The following is a 22,368-nucleotide window of genomic DNA, read 5'->3' as shown; positions in this document are numbered from 1 at the left end:
AGAATAAATAGTTATTTGCCTGACCTCATAAAAAAATAAAAAAATTTGTAAAAATAATACACAAAAGTGTAGCGTTTAAAATACGATTAACGTTTGTTAAATAAAACTTAATATCGTTATATTTGCACAGCTTTATTTGACTCACTAATTATATTTTATGATTTATATTTTTACGCTGATAATACTTTTTGTTCTAGAGCTACTGTACTTGAAGATTGCAGATAAGTTTAATATCATAGATAAACCTAACGAACGTTCTTCACATACCAAGGTGACCATTCGAGGCGCAGGAATTATTTTTTATGTTGCTTCGATGATATATTTTGTTAATCACGATTTTGAATATCCGTGGTTCTTTCTGGGGCTTTCTTTATTAACTTATATTTCATTTTTGGACGATATTCGTGGCGTTCATCCCACGGCGAGATTAACAGTTCATTTGGCATCTGTGCTACTGATGGTTTATCAGTTTGGTGTTTTTAACTACCCCTGGTATTACCTTGTATTAGCATTTGTTTTTACGATAGGTGTTATTAATGCCTATAATTTTATGGATGGTATCAATGGGATGACTGCTTGCTGTACATTGGTAATGGGGGGACTTTTACTTTATGTTAATACCAAAATAAACTATATAGAACAAGATTTCTTGATTTATACCTTACTTGGGGTGGTCGTTTTCGGATTTTTTAATTTTCGTAAAAAAGCAGTTTGCTTTGCGGGCGATGTTGGACCTGCTGTATTATCGTTTATGTTGTTGTTTGCCTTGGGTAAGCTTATCTTAAAAACAGGTGATTTTACTTATATTCTTTTCCTCGCAGTGTACGGTATAGAGATAGGCTGGTCTGTTGCACGCCGGGTTTATCAAGGTTACCATATTTTTGAGCCGCACCGGACGTTTTTGTTGCATATGTTAAGTAACGAAGTTGGTTATAACAGCCTGTTGGTTTCTTTGGGGTACGGATTGGCTCAACTGGCTTTGGGTGCTTCAGCTATTTATATTGTGCAATTTGGAGCTTCAGTGCAATGGTCCTTTGCTATTATTGCTCTTTCTGGACTGAGTGCATTTTATCTTATCTGGAAGCAATATATTTTCAATAACTATTATATTAAAGGCGAAGAGCGTTATTCGATTAGACACAGACGTATAAAGAAATTAAAAGCGCGCCGACATAAGAAAGCATACCTTGTTCCAGAAGTTAAATTGACTCCAGAAGTAAAAGTTATCGATATGCCTAGGAGTGAGCATAGGGAGGATTTATTGCAGAGTGGAGTCCGATCTCTGTAATAATTCTTTGTATAGCAACTATTTTATAGTCATGGGCTCCACTTCTAATAAGCATATGATTTAGACAATGAGTTTGGGTAGAATGAAAAAAGTAGTAATTTTACCGCAACTTTAGGAGGAGTGATTATGCAATCAGGATTAAGTTTTACAGCAATAGATTTCGAAACGGCGACAGCCAACCAAAACTCCGCCTGTGCAATCGGGCTGGTTGTGGTTGAACAAGGGGTTATTGTTGAAGAGTTTTATTCACTGATTCAACCGCCCCAAAATCAATATATGTGGCAGACGACGCGTGTACATGGCATTCGGCCTAAGGATACTGCAGATGCACCTACATTCAAAGAATTATTTCCTAGTATCTATCCTTTCATTAATAATCGGATCATGGTGGCTCATAATGAACTGTTTGACCGTGGTGTTCTTCGCAAGACGATGGGGTATTACAATTTGCCCTACGATCATTTGGGGCTGATGGACAAATGGGAGTGTACGTTCAAGATCTATCAGGGGAAAGGCTTCAAGCCTGCACGGCTAAATGCCTGCTGTGATGTGCTCGGCATTGAACTTAATCATCATGAAGCCCTCTCGGATGCACGTGCCTGTGCACAACTATATTTAAGACATGCCGATATTCCCTCTTTGGCATGATATTTACTTTTCGTATTTATTGAACTAAACTTTGTCACATATTGTTACTAATATAAATCTTATCTTTGTTAGGAAAGATAAACTAGGTATTTCTATTCCTTTAAATGCAGTTTGATTATGATTAATATTCCAGCAAAAGGTTTACGTATTGGTATTACTTTTAGCGCCTTTGATTTATTGCATGCAGGGCATATTAAAATGCTTGAAGATGCCAAAAGACAATGTGATTTCTTGATATGTGGCTTGCAAACTGACCCCACACTGGATCGGCCGGAGAAAAATAAGCCAGCCCAGACTGTGGTCGAGCGTTATATTCAGCTCAAGGGCTGTAAGTATGTGGATCAGATTGTCCCTTACGCAACGGAACAGGATTTGGAGGATATTCTTCGGTCCTTTAAGATAGATGTACGGATTGTAGGAGACGAATATCGTGAAAAGAGTTTTACGGGAAGATCCTATTGTGAAGAAAAAGGTATTGAGTTGTATTTCAATAGCCGAGATCACCGTTTTTCCAGTTCAGGACTGCGTAAAATAGTGGCCGATGCCAATTCGGAGGAAGAAATAGAATTAAAATCTATTTAAGTGTAACGATGAAATGAGCTGGCGAGCTCTTTCAGCTATTAAAGGATAAATTATACGATGAAAATTGGAATTACTTTCGGTGTCTTTGATTTATTGCATGCCGGTCATATTATGATGCTCGAGGAAGCAAAGAGACATTGTGACTATTTAATTGTTGGGCTCAATACGGATCCTTCAGAAGTTTTCCCAGAGAAGGCAAAACCTACACAGACTATCGTCGAGCGCTATATACAACTAGAGGGGTGCCGTTATGTCGATGAAATTATTCCTTATGAAACTGAACAGGATCTTATCGATATGATCAAAGCGCTGCCGATTAATATGCGTATTATCGGTGAGGAATATCGCGATACCGATTTTTCAGGCCGTTTATATTGTGTGGAGGAAAATATTGAAATTTATTACAACAAGCGTACGCATCGTTTTTCAAGTGCTGGCTTGCGTAAAGTTGTAGCGGATAAAGAAGCAGAGAAACATTAATAAACTATGAGCAATATTATACATGTTGTTTTAACCGGTGGAGTGGGTAGCCGCCTATGGCCCCTTTCACGAAAAAGTTACCCGAAACAATACCTTGATCTATTTAAGGACGGTTCATTGTTTGAGATGACGGTAAAACGTAATCAATCCCTTTGTGGGCAGGTGATTGTTGTAGGCAACTGTGATAATCACAGTCTGAGCCGTGAAGTAATGGAAAACAATAAAATAGACTATATTGATATTGTCGAAGCGACTCCCCGTAATACGGCTGCAGCTATCGCTTTCGCTGCCTTTGCCGCGCAGCCTGACGATATATTGATTGTGACCCCATCTGATCATGTCATCGTAGGCGAACAGGCTTATGCAGATGCAATTAAAGCTGGTATTGAAAAGGCCAACAAGGGGTATATTGTTACATTTGGTATACAGCCGACACGGCCTGAAACTGGATATGGCTACATCGAATACAAGGATGATAAAGTTTTGTCATTCCGGGAGAAGCCCAATCAGGATACTGCCGAAGATTTTATTGAACGTGGCAACTTCCTCTGGAATTCGGGCATGTTCTGTTTTCGTGCCGATACATTTCTTGCCGAATTACAGACTTTTGAGCCCAAAGTATACGCAACGGCTTTCAATGCATGGCAGCATCGTAAGGATGGCGAGTTAGATCTGCAATTGTCTAAGGAAATTCCTTCTATTTCTATCGATTACGCCGTGATGGAGCGTTCCAAAAAAATTAGGGTTGTAGCGACCAGTTTTCAATGGTCTGATTTAGGTTCTTTTGAATCAATGTATGATTATTTGAAACAAACAGGACATCCAGTGGATGAAAATGGCAATATGGTCATTGGTACGGATGTCTATACGGCTTTTGTCGGCCTTCGCGACAGTATTCTTGTACACACTAAAGATGCGATTTTGGTACTGCAGAAAGAGAAATCGCAAGATGTAAAAAAAATATATAACACACTCGAGCGTCATCAATCCAAATTGATTGATTAAGAACTTTTAGGGAGCGTGATATATCTCATAGCTCCCTGTTTATATTTCCTTAACCTAAAATCATCCTTCTGTTAATATCTATTCTAAAGAAAATAATGGTTAATAATTAAATAACGTGCGCTATTTGTCTGAATTTTAGCTGTTTACGAAATGTCCCCGGTTTGTCCCGGATGATTTTAAGAATAAAAAGAGTGGTTAAACTATATTTGAATGTGGTCAGCGCCGAATACTGACTTTTACAATGCCATTTAAAATTATTTAACATATTCTTATGACACCTGCTATAACAATATCGATCTTGATACTGATCATTGTTTACCTTCTGATTCGCAAAAAGGAAATGGAACAACGATTTAACCGGAGGGTCGGTATGACCGTCGATTATATGTTTCAGGAGCGTCCTGGGCAGTATAGTGGAGATAGAAATGTAAAAAGTGGTGTATTTGTTTTCAAGGCCGAACGAAACGACGGCAAGCTCAAGAATATTGTCATCCGAAAAGTGAGACCGCTGCATGCGGCTTTGGATGTCAATTTGGAGCAGATTCTGGTGATTCCATTTGAGCCGCAAGATACACGTAATGCGGATGTTTCCGTCCGTTTTAAGGTAATCAAGCGCGGAGCAAAATTGGAAGATTTAAAAGGGGGACGAGTAAGTATTTCTGGCGTAATGAATTTTGAACAGGGTCAATCGGAGCCATTTACTGCTACATTGCCCATTACAGATCGGTATAAAAATTTATCAGAGCTTAAGTAGCTATTCATTTACAATTGTTTAAATATATAATATTTCTATGTTCCACGTGGATTAAGAAATTAATTTTTCAAAGAAACTTGAGTAATTTACAGTACTTTTGGCATCTGAAAAGTTATTTTGAAAGTATTATGAAAAGGTTTTTAATTATCGCAATTCTATTTTGTTCCTTTGCTTGTGGTAAAAAGGATATAATCGACTTGCCTCCTGTAGTTGACATAGATTCAATTCCAGATCCCGAAGATGTTGATCCAGGACAAGTATTTGATGTCGTTATTTATGGAGGAACGATGTCAGGTGTAATGGCAGCTGTCGAAGTTGTGAATTCTGGTAAGACAGCGATACTAGTAAACCCCATTGGAAATGCATTAGGAGGGGTAGTAACGAATGGGTTAGGGGTAACCGATATGTCGAAACCAAAAGCATTCGGTGGATTAACAAGAGAGTTTTATACCGATATCTACTCCTATTATAAGAATCCCGGTAACTGGAAGTATGGTCAGTTGGGATCTTACGAAAATTTTAATAGGGCTGTTGTAGATGATATGATGACCTGGTTTGAGCCAAAAGTTGCGGAGAAAATAATGCATCAATTCTTAGATAAGTATAAAATTGTTCTTATTGAATCATCTCGATTAGCCTTAAATAAAGGGGTGAATAAAAATAAAAATAATGCAATTACTTCTATAATTTTAGAATCTGGACAGAAAATAAAAGGGCGCTTTTTTATCGATGCTACATATGAGGGCGATTTAATGGCAAAAGCTGGAGTAAGATATAATGTAGGTCGCGAAAGTAATAGTCAATATGGAGAAACTATAAATGGAGTTCAGCGAATGCCCTCCTCAAGTTCTTTTCAATTTAAAGATGGTATAAAATCAATAATTAACTTTAATAATTTTTTGCCTTCTGATGGTGTTGGAGATAAAAAGATTCAAGCTTACTGCTACAGAATGTGCCTAACTGACCAGCCTAACAATAGAGTGGCAGTTGAAAAGCCAGTTGGTTATAATGAGAACGACTATGAGTTAGTTTTTAGCCAGATAAATAATAACCCTGGTAAATTTATTTATTTTTTTGGCTTTCAGAAAGTTCCGAATGATAAGACTGATTCTAATAATGGAGGCCCAATTTCAATAGATTATGTTGGCGAAAATTACGACTATCCAGATGGTGATTATGCATTAAGAGAGAAAATAGCTCAAAAGCACAAATTGTATCAATTGGGGTTGCTGTGGACACTTGGAAATCATCCGAAAGTTCCAATTATTATTAGAAACTTCTATAAACGTTGGGGCTTAGCTAAGGATGAATTTACTGATAATGGAAATTGGCCAAGACAACTGTATATTAGGGAAGCTAGAAGAATGATAAGTGATTATGTAATGACAGAAGCGAATTGCCTCGGCTGGGAGCAAGCTCCGTTCCCAATAGGGTTGGCAGATTACGGAATAGATTCCCATATCGTTCAGCGGTATAAAGATGAAAATGGTTTTGTTAAAAACGAAGGTGAAATATATGCCTCTGTAAAAAAACCTTATGGAATTGATTATAGATCGATAATTCCGTCGAAATCTGATTGTATAAATTTGCTTGTACCTGTGTGCCTATCTGCTTCTCATTCTGCCTATGGATCAATACGAATGGAACCAGTTTTTATGACTTTAGGTCAGTCTGCAGCATGCGCCGCCGTCAAATGTTTGGAGCTAAACATTCCATCTGTTCAAGACCTTACTTATGGAAATCTTAAACCGAGGTTAGCTAGTCGAGGTGTTGTGGTTTCATATTAAATAATCGATAAGAAAGTTCATCGTAAGCTGTTTTATAAATAAAATCCTTAGTTTCGCTCTGAAAATTTAGGTTTTACTTTTTTGAAATTAGAGGAAATTAGTTAAAAGACTGTCTTCTATGTATATACTTAAAATAAAGTCGTCTGTAAAATACTTATGAGGAGAATTGAATTTTTTAAATAGGTTAAATTTTCTTGAATTATTAAAACAGGCATATTTATTGCTTAAAGCGAGGAGGCTATGAAAAATATCGCTATAGATGAGACGTTGTAAAATATTAGTATAAAGGAATAATCAAACATACATGAGTAAAATATTAATTACTGGTGGAGCCGGGTTTATAGGCTCTAATCTCGTAGAACATTTTTTAGGTAAAGGAAATCAGGTTGTCGTTTTGGATAACTTTTCGACTGGCCATCTTTATAATTTGACACAGTATAGCAATAATCCCTACTTTACTTTAATAGAAGGCGATATCAGGAATGTTGCGGATTGTCAAAAAGCTGTTGAAGGTGTTGATTATGTTTTACATCAGGCAGCGTTGGGATCGGTGCCACGTTCGATCAAAGATCCACAAACTTCCAATGAAGTAAATGTAACCGGATTTTTAAATATGTTAGTTGCTGCGCGTGATGCAGGCGTTAAGCGCTTTATATACGCAGCCTCATCATCGACATATGGCGATTCTGAAAATCTGCCAAAGGTAGAAGATGTCATTGGTAAGCCCTTATCACCTTATGCGATTACCAAATATGTCAATGAATTGTATGCGGATATCTTTTCAAAAACCTATGGTTTAGAAACTGTTGGACTCCGTTATTTTAATGTATTTGGCCGTCGTCAGGACCCAAATGGTGCCTATGCAGCGGTTATCCCATTGTTTGTTAAGAAATTTATGAATCATGAAAGTCCCGTAATTAATGGAACCGGAGATTATTCACGTGATTTTACTTATATCGACAACGTTATTCAGATGAACGAGCGTGCAATGACTACAGATAATCAAGATGCAATTAATACAGTATACAACACGGCTGTTGGCGACCGTACGACATTGAATCAATTGGTTGGTTACCTAAAAGAGTTTTTGGTAGAATACGATGCTGAAATTGCAAATGTCGAGATTATTCATGGGCCAAATAGGCAGGGTGATATTCCACATTCATTAGCTTCAATTGAAAAAGCGCGCCAGTTATTGGGCTATGAGCCGACACACGTAATCCGTGATGGATTGAAAGAGTCTGTGAAATGGTACTGGGATAATCTAAAATAGGAATTAATCAATTAAAAAGGCAAAAGAAATGAAAAAAATAGCAGTAATTGGATTAGGATATGTAGGTCTACCGCTGGCAAGATTATTTGCGACGAAGTTTCCAGTTTTAGGTTTTGATATAAACCAAAAACGCATTGATGAATTGCGTTCAGGAAAGGATTTAACTTTGGAAGTCGATGATGATATTTTGCAGTCAGCCTTAGTGAATGAAAATCCATTTTCTACAAATACAAGCGGTTTGTACTGCTCAAACCAACTGGCAGATATCGAAGAGGCAAATTTTTATGTGGTGACTGTTCCTACACCGGTAGATAAAAATAATCGCCCTGACCTAACACCGCTGTATAAAGCGTCTGAGACAGTCGGCAAAGTATTAAAGAAAGGAGATATCGTGGTTTACGAATCAACAGTATATCCTGGTGTTACTGAAGAAGAGTGTATTCCTGTATTAGAGAAAATTTCAGGATTGAAATTTAACGAAGATTTCTTTGCCGGTTATTCGCCAGAGCGCATCAATCCAGGTGATAAACAACATACGGTTGAGAAAATCTTAAAAGTGACTTCAGGTTCTACACCTGAAATCGGAGCTGAAGTTGATGCTGTTTATAAAGAAGTGATTACGGCGGGTACCCACTTGGCACCATGTATTAAAGTTGCTGAAGCAGCTAAAGTGATTGAAAATTCACAACGTGATATCAATATTGCCTTTGTCAATGAATTGGCAAAGATCTTTAATATTTTGAATATCGATACACATGCTGTTTTAGAAGCGGCGGGCACAAAATGGAACTTTTTACCATTTAAACCAGGATTGGTAGGCGGTCACTGTATAGGTGTAGATCCATATTATTTGGCTCAGAAAGCACAAGAGCATGGGTATCATCCAGAGATCATTTTGGCGGGTCGTCGTTTGAATGATTCTATGGGTGAGTATGTGGCTTCTCAAGTAGTTAAGACAATGATAAAAAAAGGAATCAATGTAAATGGTGCTGAAGTATTGATGCTCGGGGTGACTTTTAAGGAGAATTGTCCTGATGTTCGTAATACAAAGATTGTGGATGTGATCGCGGCCTTGGAAGATTATGGTGTCAAAGTAACTACCTTTGATACTTGGGCGAATCCAGTGGAAGTAAAACATGAGTACGGAATAGACAGTGTTGTTGAATTACCAAGTCAAAAATTTGACGCTATTGTTTTGGGAGTTGCACATAAAGAATTTTTAAGTGTAAACTTAGACTCTCTTAAAAAGGAGACATCAGTTGTGTATGATGTTAAAGGGATTATTTCAGAAAAAGCTGACGCAAAACTATAAATTGGAATTCTCTTGTCTTATAATTGATGGGATTGTTTCAGTTATAATATAATCAATTGAATTTTTTTTTATTCTATTAAATTTTAATGAAAATGAGAGAAATACATCTTGCATTTCTTGATGAATTGTAGCTCTCAGCATTTTCCTGACAAGACTAAATGGAGCCATCGCTGGATTTTACTGTAAATGAGATAGATCCTGCTTTTCTGTTTAATCGTCAGATATATAGATAACTTATATGTCATCAAATAAAACCATTGCGAAGAACGCTGCATTTCTATATATAAGGATGCTTCTAATAATGGGAGTTACCCTATACACATCAAGGATTGTACTAGCCGCGCTTGGTATTTCTGATTATGGAATTTATAATATTGTCGGTGGTTTAGTTGCAATGTTTGGCTTCATAAATGGAGCCATGGCATCGGCAACTCAAAGATACTTGTCATTTGATATTGGTGCGGGGGACCTAGATCGTTTAAAAAAGACTTTTAGCGTTTCTCTGTCTATTCATATCATAATTGCTTTAATTGTAATACTGTTAGGTGAAACACTTGGTCTCTGGTATATTAATTTTAAAATGGTTTTTCCAAAAGAGCGGTTGTCTGCAGTAAATATAGTATATCAATTTTCGCTTCTTACATTATTTTGGAATATTATACAGGTACCTTATAATTCACTTTTACTTGCGAGAGAAAAGATGAATATATATGCTTATGTCTCTCTTTTAGAGGCTGTTTTGAAATTGGGGACTGCTATTGTTGTTATATATTACGGAAATGATAAATTGATACTGTATGGTATTCTAACATTTAGCGTTTCCTTTATAATGAGAGTGATTTATCAATCCTATTGCAGGCGCAATTTTGCTGAAAGTAAATATAAATTTCATTATGATAAAAGCTATTTTAAAGAGATATTAAATTATTCTGGATGGAATTTGTTTGGGGCATTATCTCTTGTCGGAAAAAATCAAGGTATTAATATTGTATTGAATTTATTTTTTGGAACAGTAATTAATGCTGCATATGGTGTGGCAATGCAGGTACAAGCTGCGGTTACTCAATTTGTGAATAGCTTTCAATCTGCCCTTAACCCGCAAATTGTCCAAAGTTATGCAGGTGGAAATCGAGTGCGTTCTTTAAATTTGATTTTTCTAGGCGCTAAGTTTTCTTTTTATCTCATGCAGTTTCTGGCAATTCCAATTTTAATGAATGTATCTTGGATATTAAAGTTTTGGTTAGGGAATAATGTGCCAGAATATACTATTAGTTTTGTTAGCATGAGTCTTGTGGCTCTTCTGATTGATAGCGTATCTGGCCCTTTTATGACAGGAATTCAAGCAGCAGGTAATATTAGTCTTTACCAAATTGTTGTTGGTAGTCTTAATTTAATTATACCAATATTATCGTATGTATTATTTAAGTTGGGGAATGATCCTTTAATAGCTTTCATTATTCTAATTGGATTTAGTGTTTTATCTTTAATTATACGGATCGTTTTCCTAAAAAGATTTTACTTGTTTACTTTGTTTTCTTTTTTCAAACAAGTAGGTTTGCCAATCTTATATATTTCTATTAGTGCATATATTGTGTCTTTTTTTCTAAATAAGGTTTTGATTGTCAATAGTTTGTTAAATATGATTGTTTGGGGGGGCGGTTTTGTAATGATTCAAGCAATTATTGTTTTTCTATTTGGATTAAATAGTTCGTTGCGGATAAGGATTGTTGGGCTTGTGAGAAATAAACTTAAATTTTAACATGAAAATATTATTAAAATTATATCCGAAAATAAATCTTGGGGATGATCTTTTTTTAAAAATTATTTGTGAACGTTACCCACAACATGATTTTTATCTTTTGGCCGAAGATAATTATAACATCTTCTGTACATATTTCCCTAATTTGCACTTGATTTCACCTAAATTTCAAGACTCATTATTTAATAAAATCTTAAGGAAACTAGGGCTCAAAGTATTTCCTAAGCTATTTAAAAAGGAATTGCAGGCTGTATATAAAAAACAATATAAAAACTTTGATATAGGTTATGACGCTTTTGTTTCTATTGGAGGGTCAATCTTTATGCAGAGCACTGAAAATTTAGATTTGGATAACGAAATTGCTTTTTATGATTTGGTAAATCAAGCGCTTCCTAAAATACCAAAGTATTTTGTGGGCTGTAATTTTGGCCCTTTTAAGAATCCTGAATATATATCATTGTATAAATCTATCTTTCAAAAAGCAACAGATGTTTGTTTTAGGGAGGAGTATTCGGCTGAGATTTTTAATGATATCAAATCTGTCAGGTGGGCACCCGATGTAGTTTTTGGTATGTCAATTCCGAATATTGAGAAAGATATAAATAGTGTCGGCTTTTCTATCGTAAAAGCACGAAGTTCAATAGATGAAAATGGTTATTATAAAAAATATTCAGAGCTGATTAATCGCTATTTGGAATTAGGTAAAAATGTATATTTATTCTCGTTTTGCGAAGAAGAAGGTGACGAATTTGCTATAAACACTATTATCTCCTATTTACAAACTGATCAAAAGGTCAATAAAGTATTTTATAAGGGCAATATTGACGAATTTTTGTCTATTTATGGAAAAATGAACATTGTATATTGTGGTCGTTTTCATGCCATGATATTAAGTATGTTATATCAGCAGCAAATTTATCCAGTAGTTTACAGTAAAAAGATGATGAATGTGCTGAATGATGTGCAATATAAAGGAAAGGAAATTCAGTTAGTGGAATTTTTAGAGATTGATATTGATCAAACCATTCGAGATGCAAATCACAATTTTTATGATATTTCTAAGGAACGCGTTGTTGCACAAACACAGTTCGAAGCTCTTGACAATCTCTTGAATCAATAAATATGAATCCCTTAATATCAATTATTATTCCAGTCTATAATGTAGAGAAGTATTTGTCTACTTGTCTGGATAGTGTTCTGAATCAGGATTTTACTGATTTTGAGTTGATTTTAGTCGATGACGGTAGCCGTGATGGATCACTTGCAATGTGTTTTCAATTTAGTGCTCTGGATTCTCGTATAAAGATTTTACAAAAAATCAACGGAGGAGTAAGTTCTGCAAGAAACTATGGTATTAAGCATGCTATTGGAAAATATTTATGTTTTATCGATAGTGATGATTGGATTGATAGGGATTTCTTTTCTAGTTTTAATATTAATCCAGAAGGGGATTTGGATATATACATACAGGGTTATAAAAGAGTGAAATCTGGGGAAACGATTGGAGAAGTAGGTTATAATTTTAATGTATATAAGGATTTTTGTGAGTTTTTCATTTCTTCTGAAAAAATTAATTTACTAAATTCTCCTTGTTTCAAATTATTTAGGAACGACATTATTCAAAAAAATAATATATCTTTTAATGAAGAATATTCTTTAGGCGAAGATCATATTTTTACACTTCAATATCTTCTACATGCGAGATCATATCAAATTTCTCCAGCGCGTGGCTATAATTATAGGGTCGGAAGTAATGAAAATTCTCTTACTACCAGATTGGTAGATATTGACAAATTCATCGAATATATAAAATTCACGCGTGATTTAAGGGTAGAAATCGCCGATTTGTTTAATTTTAATTCTTTATATCGTAAAGCGATAGACCAAGAAACAAATAAATGGGTAATATACGTGTGTCATAAATTATTTGATCGCAGGAGGAATATTACTGCTGAGGAATCTGTTGAAAAACTAAAAAAAATATCTGCATTAATTATTAAATCTGCGGGCACAGCAAAAAACAGTTTTAAGGCGGGGATTTACAATAGAATTATCCTTGGATTGATATCAAACTCTACGATAAGTACAGCTTTGAAAATAAATTTATTGAAAAAAATATTGCGATAACTTGATAAGCATGAAGAAAAAGAATTTAATAGTATTTGGAACTAGGCCTGAAGCCATAAAAATGGCTCCTCTTGTCCACGCATTTAGAAATAATGATAACTTTGAAACAAAAGTTTGTGTAACTGCTCAACATAGAGAAATGCTAGACCAAGTTCTCTCGTTTTTTAATATAATACCCGATTATGATTTGGATCTAATGAAACCTAATCAAAATCTTTATTCACTTACAGCCTCCATTATAACAGGATTGAAGGATGTCTTAGAAGACTTCAAGCCTGACTATGTTTACGTGCATGGGGACACAACTACAACAATGGCGACAAGTATTGCCGCATTTTATTTTGGGGCAAAAGTATGTCATGTGGAAGCGGGATTACGTACCCATAACAAAAGGTCTCCTTTCCCTGAAGAAATTAATCGTCAAGTTACAGGACGCATTGCAGATTATCATTTTTCTCCGACAACTACTTCTAAGCAGAATCTATTAAATGAAAATATTTCAGAAAGTGATATTTTGGTAACGGGAAACACTGTTATTGATGCATTATTTGATAGCACTGATCGTGTGGAACATCTTGATAATTCTGAAATCAAACAGTTACGCTCTATTCTTGATCCCAGTAAGAAATTGATATTGGTAACTGGGCATCGAAGAGAGAATCATGGTGATGGTTTTATTAGAATTTGTGAGGCTCTGAAAGAGATAGCTGATAGATATGAAGAGGTGCAAATAGTGTATCCGGTTCACTTAAATCCAAATGTTAAGAAACCAGTATATGATATTTTGTCAAATACCCAAAATGTTCATTTAATTAATCCGTTAGCATATCCAGAATTTGTTTGGTTAATGAACAAGTCTTACTTGATCGTAACAGATTCTGGTGGAGTCCAAGAGGAAGCGCCAAGCTTAGGTAAGCCGGTATTGGTAATGCGAGATACAACAGAGCGGCCTGAGGCTGTAGAGGCTGGTACAGTAATATTAGTAGGAACAGATAAAAATAGAATTATTGATGAAGTTGGTAGTCTTATTGGTAATTTTGAGAGATATAAGCAAATGAGCGAATTACATAACCCTTATGGAGATGGGAATGCCAGTCAAAGGATTGTCGATTTTATTGCCAGTCTCGATAATAATTAATTGGATTTAGACTGTATTTTTCTATAAATAATTTAAAAATGGGATTTGATGTTTTAATATTTGAACACGATGTTCATAAATATCCACCAATACTTTCGATTATTAACTTTTTGAAAGAGAAAAAGCGAAAAATAATTTACATTGGATGTTGTTATGATAAAGCATTGATTAAAGAAATAGAAGATGCTGGCGGGGCATTTTATAATATTATAGATAATAATACAAAATCGTCAGCAATAACAAAGCTTTTTCGGCTCAAGTCATTTAAAAAGAAAGTTAACGAGATTTTACAACCTATAGGAGAGGATAATATAACAAAAGTTTGGCTTTTTGGTGAAACCTGTATTTGGTTGATGGGGCATTTGGTGTTTAAGTATAGTTGTATCTCTTACCTATTTGAGATGCCACATTTAAATATAACGTCTAAATACAGAATGCTTTCTCCTTCGTTGAATTATCAAAAAGTTTTACAGTCTTCATCCAAAGTTGTTTGTTGTGAATACAATCGCGCCCATATAACAAAATCTTATTTTAGTTTAAAAGATTTGCCAGTGATTATTCCTAATAAGCCATATATGAATGATCCAGATGATATCGATATCGAAATACCAAAAGCACTGATAGGGAAGAAGGTTATCTTGTATCAAGGAATCTTCAATTATCCTGAAAGAAAAATGGATGGGCTATGTGAGACGATAAAATATTTGAATGATGATTTCGTAATCTGCTTAATGGGAAGTGATAATGATTATAAGGAAGTTCTCAAAAAGAAGTATGCGAACGAAGAACGAATTATTTTTCTGCCTTATATCAAAGCACCGTTACATCTAGAGATAACCAAGTTAGCTTATATTGGTTATCTTTCATATTATGGTGAATCAGGTAATATACGAAATTCGCTCAACACTTTGTATTGTGCCCCTAATAAGGTCTTTGAATATTCAAAATTTGGTGTTCCAATGTTATCCAATGAGGTGCCAGCATTATCCAACTTGTTTGATAAATATGACGCAGGGCTAACTTCATCACAAGAGACTAAAGATCTTCTTGCAGCAATTATGAATATTGATAATAATTATCAACAGTTTAAATCAGGGGCTCTGAATCTGTATAATTCAGTGGATCTCAGTAAATTGTACTCAAAATTAATTGATTGATGTTTAATAGTTTTCCTTACCTGATATTATTTGGATTTTTTCTTGTTCTTTATTTAATAGAGGATACGTATAAAAATGATGTTTCTGTTAGAAACAAAGTTAGATTTTTTTGCGGTACAGCTTTTGTGATATTCTTCGGCTTTAGAGGATATATTGGAAGTGATTGGTTAAATTATGAATATTCATATTCAATAACATCTTGGAAAGAATGGACCATAAATGATTACGAAATCGGATATTCTGCAATTGCTAAAACATTTGCCTTCTTTAAAATAAGCTACTTTTATTTCGTAGCTTTCATTACTACTCTACAGGTTTTTTTGTTAGATAGGTTTTTATCGAAGTATCCTAAATTTTCTGTCTCAATTTTCTACATCGCACTTATTGCTCTTTTTCCGGTCTTAATTGTCGATTTACAAAGAAATTTTTTATCTATATTGCTTGTAATGAATGGAATAGCTCTTATTAACTCAGGGAATAAAAAGGGCTTTTATCTTTATGTTGGCGCGGGGATGTTGTTTCACTTATCAGCGATTGTATTTTTTATTCTTCCTTATCTCGATCGTATAAAATTTAAAAAAGGATTATTACTGGTATTATTTATCCTAGGGCTAATTATATATGCTTTACAAATTAATTTTTACAAAAGCGCCTTATCAATACTTGCTAGTGCAGTAGGGGGAAGATTAGAACATCTTATTGAACAGTCAACAGGTGAAACAGAGGTTGCATACGGCTTGACCATTGGAATTGTGGAAAAAATATTCTTATATATTTTGATTTTTAATATATATACTAAGATATCAAAGGAATATCGATTGATTGTAAATGCTTGTATTGTATACTTATTGATTTACTTTTATTTTAGTACCTCACAGTCTTTTATAAACCGTTTTGCAAATTTATTTTTTTGGGGCTATATCCTATCCTATGATCAATTGAGAACATATCTCATGCGATTAAAATTAAAACCTATTTTTGTGTTTTGCTTTCTTACATTTTGTTTTTTAAGAACATATGTGGGCTATAATAGTATTTTATATAGATATACAAATATTCTTGTACAAGAAGAAGATAAAACATTAAGAATATACGATAGAAATGCTTTCTATTTTGGCAGGTAGTTTGTTGAGTATTTAAAAAACAAGGGTAAAATATTTTTGTTATGAAAAATTGTAAGTTTGGACAGGTTATTATTTTACTAATGGTAATCTCATGTCTACCTCTCTCAGGATGTAAAGGGCAATTTAGGTATAAAAACGTACCAACTGGATTGGTCAAAAGAACTAACGTTAATGTTGATTTGGCAAGCTTCCGAAAGCTAACCGATTATCTTCCCTCAAATTATGATAAAACCGGCAAGACGGATTATACCAGGCTGATCCAACGAGCGATTGATGAAAATCGGAAGGTTCTTCTCCCTAATTTTCCCTTGCTTGTAAATGATAGTGGAATTGTCTTGAAAAGTAATAGTGAGCTTTATTTTCAATCGAATTCTAAATTGATTTTAAGACCTTCGAAATTGGAAAGATATGGTATTCTTACTATTCAAGATGGAGAGAATATTACAATTTATAATCCTTCGATTCTGGGAGATCGTTCAAGTCATCTTGGAAAGAGTGGCGAGTGGGGAATGGGAATTTATATTCTAGCAGGTAGAAACATTAAGGTTATAAATCCTTCCATATCAAATTGTTGGGGAGATGGAATTTATCTTGGCTCAGATAATGGGTCTAAAAACAATATTAATGTTAGCATTTTAGGAGGTATTTTAGACAACAATAGGCGGAATGGAATATCGGTAATTTCCGGAAAAAATGTTGTTATTAAGAATGTTGTATTGTCTAATACAAACGGAACGTTGCCCATGGCAGGTATAGATCTTGAGCCAAATAAAAATTTCAATAATTTGAACAATATTCATATTGAAAACACATTAAGTTATAACAATTCAGAGTCTGGATTTTTAATTTATCTGGGAAGTATGCTGGGAAATGAACTAAAGGACATCGATATCAATTTAATCAATTGTGAGGACCGATTCTCCAAAAATGGAATATCCATTCCTGGTTTGAGAAATGATTACAAAAAGGATATTAAAAAACTTTCAGGTGCAATTTCTATTCAAGGATTTAGATCTTTCGATAATAATGATCCATTTTTGAAGAGTTCAGGAAATTATATTTATACACCAGCCATAAGTATTAATGGCCTTAAAGTTTATAAAAATCAAAAAAGATCCTATGATAACGAGAAGAATTTGACAAATTGGATGAAGAACAATAAAATGAAAATCGATACCAATTAATATAAGTGGTATCTAGGTCTTGTAATTTGATTAAGATATATGATAATTTAATAAGACCTACCTTGCGACGCTGAAAATTGAAATAGTTATTGTTAAAATGAAATTAATTATATTGGTCCCCGGATCTTTCAACTTATGAAAATTGCTCATATTGTCAACTCCTTGAACACTGGGGGAGCAGAGAAACTAATTTTGGATAGTCTTCCGATATATAAACAGAAAGGGTTGGAAGTTGATTTAATTCTATTGGATGATAAGCCTACAGCCTTTCGTAGAGAATTCGAGCAGAATAACACAATCAAAGTTTTAGGATTAACTAAATCAAGTATTTATAATCCGCTTTTGATATTTAAATTAATTCCTTTATTGAAGAGGTATCCCGTCATTCATGGGCATTTGTTTCCTGTACTATATTGGATTGTTCTTGCAAAGATTATAGCTAGGATTGATGTACGAATTATTTTTACAGAACATAGTACAAATAATAAACGACGATCACACCCTATATTGAAATATATTGATCGATATATCTATTCAAAAGTAGATTTTATTGGCTGCATTTCTGAGGGAACGAAAGAGGAGCTGGATAAGCATATTAAAATGCCTTATAAAACCAAAGTAATTCACAATGGTGTTGATTTACACCAATACAGTACAAAACAAAACTCGTTGAAGGATCCTATTGAAGATATTGAGAATAAGATTACATTGATTCAAATCGCAAGCTTCCGTTATCCTAAAGATCAAGCAACAGTAATAAAGGCGATAGGTTTATTACCAAGTAAATATAACTTATTGTTGGTTGGCGATGGGCCCTTAAGGGGGGAATGTGAGGAGCTTGTAAGTTCTTTACAACTTAATGATAGGGTATTATTTTTGGGGAATAGATATGATATTCCCCAATTATTATTTGATTCAAGTATTGTTATAGTTTCGTCTAAATACGAAGGGTTTGCATTAGTTGCAGTTGAAGGGATGGCTATGGGAAAACCAGTTGTTGCGAGCAATGTTACTGGCGTGAGGGATATTGTTGAGGGAGCGGGATTGCTTTTTGAAGTAGGAAATTCAAAAGATCTTGTCGACAAGGTTCAATCTTTGATAGCAGATACTCATTTTTTTAATGAAACTAGTGAAAAATGCTTAATCCGATCACGAGCTTATTCAATAGAAAGGATGGTTGATCACTACATGGATTTATATAAATAGAATCAATCAAAATATGAAACTTATACGTATTACAACTGTTCCCATTTCGCTGAAAGTTCTTCTTAAAGGTCAACTACGTTTTATGTCTGATAGTGGGTTCAAAGTTCTAGGAATATCTTCAGAGGGACAGGAATTAAAAGACATTAGTGAAGAGGAAGGAATAGAAGTAAAGGTCGTTGAAATGTCTCGAAAAATTACGCCTTTAAAGGACTTGAGATCATTATGGCTCTCATATTGTTTATTCAAAAAAGAAAAACCTACTATAGTTCATAGTCATACACCCAAGGCCGGAATTATTGGGATGTTAGCCGCTAAATTAGCTGGAGTTCCTATACGATTACATACTGTAGCAGGTATGCCTCTAATGGAGGCGACAGGGGGAAAACGAAAAATCTTAGATTTTGTCGAACGTCTTACCTATAGCGCTGCCACAAAGGTATATCCCAATTCAAAAGGTTTATTCGATTTTATCGTTTATCATCGATATACTTCTTTAAATAAATTAAAGGTAATAGGTAATGGCTCCTCGAACGGTATCAATACCTCTCAATTTTCAAAAGAAATTATATCAGAAGAACAGCAAAACCTATTAAGAAATAACTTGGGCATTGGAAATGATGATTTTGTTTTTGTCTTCGTCGGTAGGCTTGTTAGCGATAAAGGAGTAAATGAACTTGTGACGGCTTTTTGTCAATTAAATTATCCATCAGCGAAACTTTTGTTGGTTGGACCTCTTGAGAGTGATCTCGATCCTTTGCATAATGATACGTTAAGACGGATTGATGAGAATGAGTGTATTATCTCTGCAGGTTTTCAAAAAGACGTCAGGCCCTATTTTGCTATTTCAAATGCATTGGTATTTCCAAGTTATCGAGAAGGCTTCCCGAATGTAGTTATGCAAGCAGGAGCAATGGAGCTTCCTGCGATTGTATCTGATATAAATGGTTGTAACGAAATCATCATCGAAGAAAAAAATGGAACAATTATTCCAGTTAAGAATGTGGGCGCAATTAAGGACGCAATGGAAATGATGATAACAGATAAAGGGCTTTATTTAAAGATGAAAGGAAATGCTAGGCGGATGATAACCGAACGTTATGAACAGCAAGTCGTTTGGGATGCCCTTCTGAGGGAATACAAAAGTTTATTAAAAGATAAAGGACTAGACAATGTATAGGCATTTTTTTAAGAGATTCTTCGATTTTTTTATTGCACTTATAGGTTTGATTGTCCTTAGTCCTATTTTTATTGTTGTGACAATAGGACTTTATTTTGCCAATGATGGCAAACCATTTTTCTTTCAAGCCCGTCCAGGGTTAAACGAGCGGATCTTTAAAATTATCAAATTCAAGACAATGAATGATAAAAAAGATACCAATGGCAATCTTCTGTCTGATGCAGAACGCTTAACACCTATTGGGTCTTTTGTGAGAAAGACATCGCTTGATGAGATTCCTCAGCTAATCAATGTACTAAAAGGTGATATGGCTATCATTGGACCTCGGCCACTTTTAATTCAATACCTATCTCTATATAATGATAAGCAGCGACGCCGTCATGAAGTAAGGCCTGGAATAACGGGATGGGCACAGGTAAATGGGAGAAATGCGATCTCGTGGAATAAGAAATTTGAGTTGGACGTTTGGTATGTAGACCATGTCTCCTTTCTTACCGATTTGAATGTCTTTTTTACAACATTTAAAAAAGTATTTAAAAGAGAGGGAATTTCTGCCGACGGACATGTTACAATAGAACCATTTAATGGAAACAACTAATTGTTAAGTATGTATTTGTTTGGAGCAAGTGGCCATGGAAAAGTAATAGCAGAAATTGCTGAGTGTAATAACCTAAAAATAGAGGGCTTTATCGATACCGATTTAAATAAATCGTCGTTATTGGGATATACTGTTTTTCATACGAATCCAGGGGGACCGGTTGAAGCAATTATTGCTATTGGAAATAATGAAGTAAGAAAAAAGATAGTAAACGGAATCAATTCATTTAATTATCCAACGCTAATCCATCCTAGCGCAAATATTTCTGAAAGAAGCATTTTAGGACATGGAACAGTGATAATGGCAGGAGCAACCGTTAATATAGACGTAAAGGTTGGTCAACATTGTATTATCAATACAAATGCTTCAATAGATCATGATTGTATTATCGAAGATTTTGTACATTTATCTCCAAATGTAGCACTGGCAGGAAATGTGCATGTAGGAGAAGGAACCCACGTCGGCATTGGAGCTTGTGTTATCCAGGGGATAACGATTGGGAAATGGGTGAAGATAGGGGCTGGGGCTGTGATTATTAGAGATATACCTGATGGATGTACCGTGGTTGGTAATCCTGGAAGAATAATAAAGAAGTAACGTTAATTTTTACCACTATGTCAGATAAAATATGGCTATCTTCTCCTCACATGGGGGGAAATGAATTAAAATACATCCATGAGGCATTTGATCATAATTGGGTAGCACCATTAGGACCCAATGTCAATGGCTTTGAAGAGGATTTGGAGAAATTTTTAAATTCGGATGTTCAGGTAGCTGCCCTTTCTGCGGGGACGGCAGCTTTGCATTTAGCCTTAATCGAATGCGGCGTAAATTATGGTGATGAAGTGATCTGCCAGTCAATGACATTCTCCGCATCGGCTAATCCGATCGCCTATCAAGGAGCGATTCCAGTATTTGTAGATTCTGAAGCTGACACCTGGAATATGTGTCCCATAGCCCTGAAAGAAGCAATACGTGATCGTTTTGCCAATGGCAAGAAACCAAAGGCAATTATTGTAGTCCATCTTTATGGCATGCCAGCAAAAATGGATGAAATATTGGCTGTGGCCAAGGAATTTGATATTCCAGTAATTGAGGATGCCGCTGAGGGATTAGGATCTACTTACAAGGGAAAAGCATGTGGTACTTTTGGTCGTTTTGGTGTGCTAAGCTTTAATGGTAATAAAATTATCACCACTTCCGGTGGTGGAGCTCTGGTATGCCATACGAAAGAAGATAAAGACAAAGCCGTATTTCTTTCTACACAAGCGCGCGACAATGCTCCGCATTATCAGCATTCGCATATTGGTTATAATTATAGAATGTCAAATATTTGCGCCGGTATCGGAAGAGGTCAGATGGAAGTCTTAGCTAATCGTATTGAAGCACGTCGCGATATGACAAAGTTCTATTCCGATTTATTTGCTGGTATTGATGGAGTTCGCGTGTTAACAGAACCTAGCGAAGATTTTTATTCTAACCATTGGTTGGCTGCAATCACGATTGATGAGGCTGTAACTGGTGTCTCGCGTGAAGATTTACGCCTTGCGCTGTTGGAAGATAACATTGAATCTCGTCCATTATGGAAGCCAATGCATTTGCAGCCTGTGTTTGAGAACTCACCATATTATGGAAGCAATGTCGCTGAAAAATTGTTTGATACAGGACTTTGTTTACCTTCGGGATCAAACTTAACAGAGGCGGAGAAAGAACGTATTCGCATCAAGATCGAACAAGTTTTTGATAAATAAAAAGAAAAGAGCTTTTAA

General features: G+C 35.0%; 21 protein-coding genes. All 21 read left to right on the top strand.

Annotated elements, in window-relative coordinates:
* Positions 1-208 precede the first annotated feature (208 nt).
* Complete coding sequence (locus tag B3C94_RS03535; protein ID WP_293899129.1) at positions 209-1,288, top strand: UDP-GlcNAc--UDP-phosphate GlcNAc-1-phosphate transferase; 1,080 nt, start codon at positions 209-211, stop codon at positions 1,286-1,288.
* A gap of 126 nt (positions 1,289-1,414) precedes the next feature.
* Complete coding sequence (locus B3C94_RS03530) at positions 1,415-1,936, top strand: 3'-5' exonuclease (RefSeq protein WP_293899126.1); 522 nt, start codon at positions 1,415-1,417, stop codon at positions 1,934-1,936.
* A 117-nt stretch (positions 1,937-2,053) separates the two neighbouring features.
* On the top strand, positions 2,054-2,518 hold the full coding sequence (locus B3C94_RS03525) for an adenylyltransferase/cytidyltransferase family protein (protein ID WP_293899124.1): 465 nt from the start codon (positions 2,054-2,056) through the stop codon (positions 2,516-2,518).
* A 57-nt stretch (positions 2,519-2,575) separates the two neighbouring features.
* Complete coding sequence (locus B3C94_RS03520; RefSeq protein ID WP_293899121.1) at positions 2,576-2,998, top strand: adenylyltransferase/cytidyltransferase family protein; 423 nt, start codon at positions 2,576-2,578, stop codon at positions 2,996-2,998.
* A 6-nt stretch (positions 2,999-3,004) separates the two neighbouring features.
* The gene (locus B3C94_RS03515; RefSeq protein ID WP_293899118.1) at positions 3,005-4,003 is read left to right on the top strand and encodes a mannose-1-phosphate guanylyltransferase; all 999 of its coding nucleotides are present in this window, start codon (positions 3,005-3,007) and stop codon (positions 4,001-4,003) included.
* A 340-nt stretch (positions 4,004-4,343) separates the two neighbouring features.
* Complete coding sequence (locus tag B3C94_RS03510) at positions 4,344-4,757, top strand: hypothetical protein (RefSeq protein WP_293899115.1); 414 nt, start codon at positions 4,344-4,346, stop codon at positions 4,755-4,757.
* Positions 4,758-4,885: 128 nt separating this feature from the next.
* Positions 4,886-6,544 carry an FAD-dependent oxidoreductase gene (locus B3C94_RS03505; RefSeq protein WP_293899112.1) on the top strand — a complete coding sequence of 553 codons (1,659 nt, stop codon included), beginning with the start codon at positions 4,886-4,888 and terminating at the stop codon, positions 6,542-6,544.
* A gap of 304 nt (positions 6,545-6,848) precedes the next feature.
* Positions 6,849-7,817: an SDR family oxidoreductase gene (locus B3C94_RS03500; protein WP_293899109.1), complete on the top strand. Its 969-nt coding sequence runs from the start codon at positions 6,849-6,851 to the stop codon at positions 7,815-7,817.
* 28 nt (positions 7,818-7,845) lie between these two features.
* Positions 7,846-9,129 carry a nucleotide sugar dehydrogenase gene (locus B3C94_RS03495; RefSeq protein ID WP_293899106.1) on the top strand — a complete coding sequence of 428 codons (1,284 nt, stop codon included), beginning with the start codon at positions 7,846-7,848 and terminating at the stop codon, positions 9,127-9,129.
* Positions 9,130-9,367: 238 nt separating this feature from the next.
* Positions 9,368-10,888, top strand: coding sequence for an oligosaccharide flippase family protein (locus B3C94_RS03490; RefSeq protein ID WP_293899103.1), 1,521 nt, complete (start codon positions 9,368-9,370; stop codon positions 10,886-10,888).
* A gap of 1 nt (position 10,889) precedes the next feature.
* On the top strand, positions 10,890-12,008 hold the full coding sequence (locus B3C94_RS03485) for a polysaccharide pyruvyl transferase family protein (protein ID WP_293899100.1): 1,119 nt from the start codon (positions 10,890-10,892) through the stop codon (positions 12,006-12,008).
* A gap of 2 nt (positions 12,009-12,010) precedes the next feature.
* Positions 12,011-13,015, top strand: coding sequence for a glycosyltransferase family 2 protein (locus tag B3C94_RS03480; RefSeq protein WP_293899097.1), 1,005 nt, complete (start codon positions 12,011-12,013; stop codon positions 13,013-13,015).
* Positions 13,016-13,025: 10 nt separating this feature from the next.
* Positions 13,026-14,153, top strand: a complete 1,128-nt coding sequence (wecB, locus tag B3C94_RS03475) for a non-hydrolyzing UDP-N-acetylglucosamine 2-epimerase (protein ID WP_293899094.1) — start codon at positions 13,026-13,028, stop codon at positions 14,151-14,153.
* 38 nt (positions 14,154-14,191) lie between these two features.
* Entirely contained in the window at positions 14,192-15,310 is a 1,119-nt protein-coding gene (locus B3C94_RS03470; protein ID WP_293899091.1) for a hypothetical protein, read from the top strand.
* Positions 15,310-16,434: an EpsG family protein gene (locus tag B3C94_RS03465; protein WP_293899088.1), complete on the top strand. Its 1,125-nt coding sequence runs from the start codon at positions 15,310-15,312 to the stop codon at positions 16,432-16,434. Before B3C94_RS03470 ends, B3C94_RS03465 begins: the two co-directional genes overlap by 1 nt.
* A gap of 41 nt (positions 16,435-16,475) precedes the next feature.
* A complete protein-coding gene (locus B3C94_RS03460; RefSeq protein WP_293899086.1) occupies positions 16,476-17,618 on the top strand; it encodes a right-handed parallel beta-helix repeat-containing protein in 1,143 nt (380 codons plus the stop codon).
* 135 nt (positions 17,619-17,753) lie between these two features.
* Complete coding sequence (locus tag B3C94_RS03455; protein WP_293899084.1) at positions 17,754-18,824, top strand: glycosyltransferase; 1,071 nt, start codon at positions 17,754-17,756, stop codon at positions 18,822-18,824.
* Between the two features lie 13 nt (positions 18,825-18,837).
* A complete protein-coding gene (locus B3C94_RS03450; RefSeq protein WP_293899082.1) occupies positions 18,838-20,001 on the top strand; it encodes a glycosyltransferase family 4 protein in 1,164 nt (387 codons plus the stop codon).
* On the top strand, positions 19,994-20,599 hold the full coding sequence (locus tag B3C94_RS03445; RefSeq protein WP_293899079.1) for a sugar transferase: 606 nt from the start codon (positions 19,994-19,996) through the stop codon (positions 20,597-20,599). The genes B3C94_RS03450 and B3C94_RS03445 overlap by 8 nt, the downstream gene beginning before the upstream one ends.
* Positions 20,600-20,608: 9 nt before the next feature.
* Positions 20,609-21,196, top strand: a complete 588-nt coding sequence (locus tag B3C94_RS03440; protein WP_293899076.1) for an acetyltransferase — start codon at positions 20,609-20,611, stop codon at positions 21,194-21,196.
* Between the two features lie 17 nt (positions 21,197-21,213).
* Positions 21,214-22,350 carry an aminotransferase class I/II-fold pyridoxal phosphate-dependent enzyme gene (locus tag B3C94_RS03435; protein WP_293899073.1) on the top strand — a complete coding sequence of 379 codons (1,137 nt, stop codon included), beginning with the start codon at positions 21,214-21,216 and terminating at the stop codon, positions 22,348-22,350.
* Positions 22,351-22,368 lie beyond the last annotated feature (18 nt).

The organism is Sphingobacterium sp. UBA5670, from assembly GCF_002420705.1.
In the GTDB taxonomy this organism is placed as follows: domain Bacteria; phylum Bacteroidota; class Bacteroidia; order Sphingobacteriales; family Sphingobacteriaceae; genus Sphingobacterium.
Note: the sequence above shows the minus strand (reverse complement) of the source record. Positions and strands in the feature narration are given on the sequence as shown.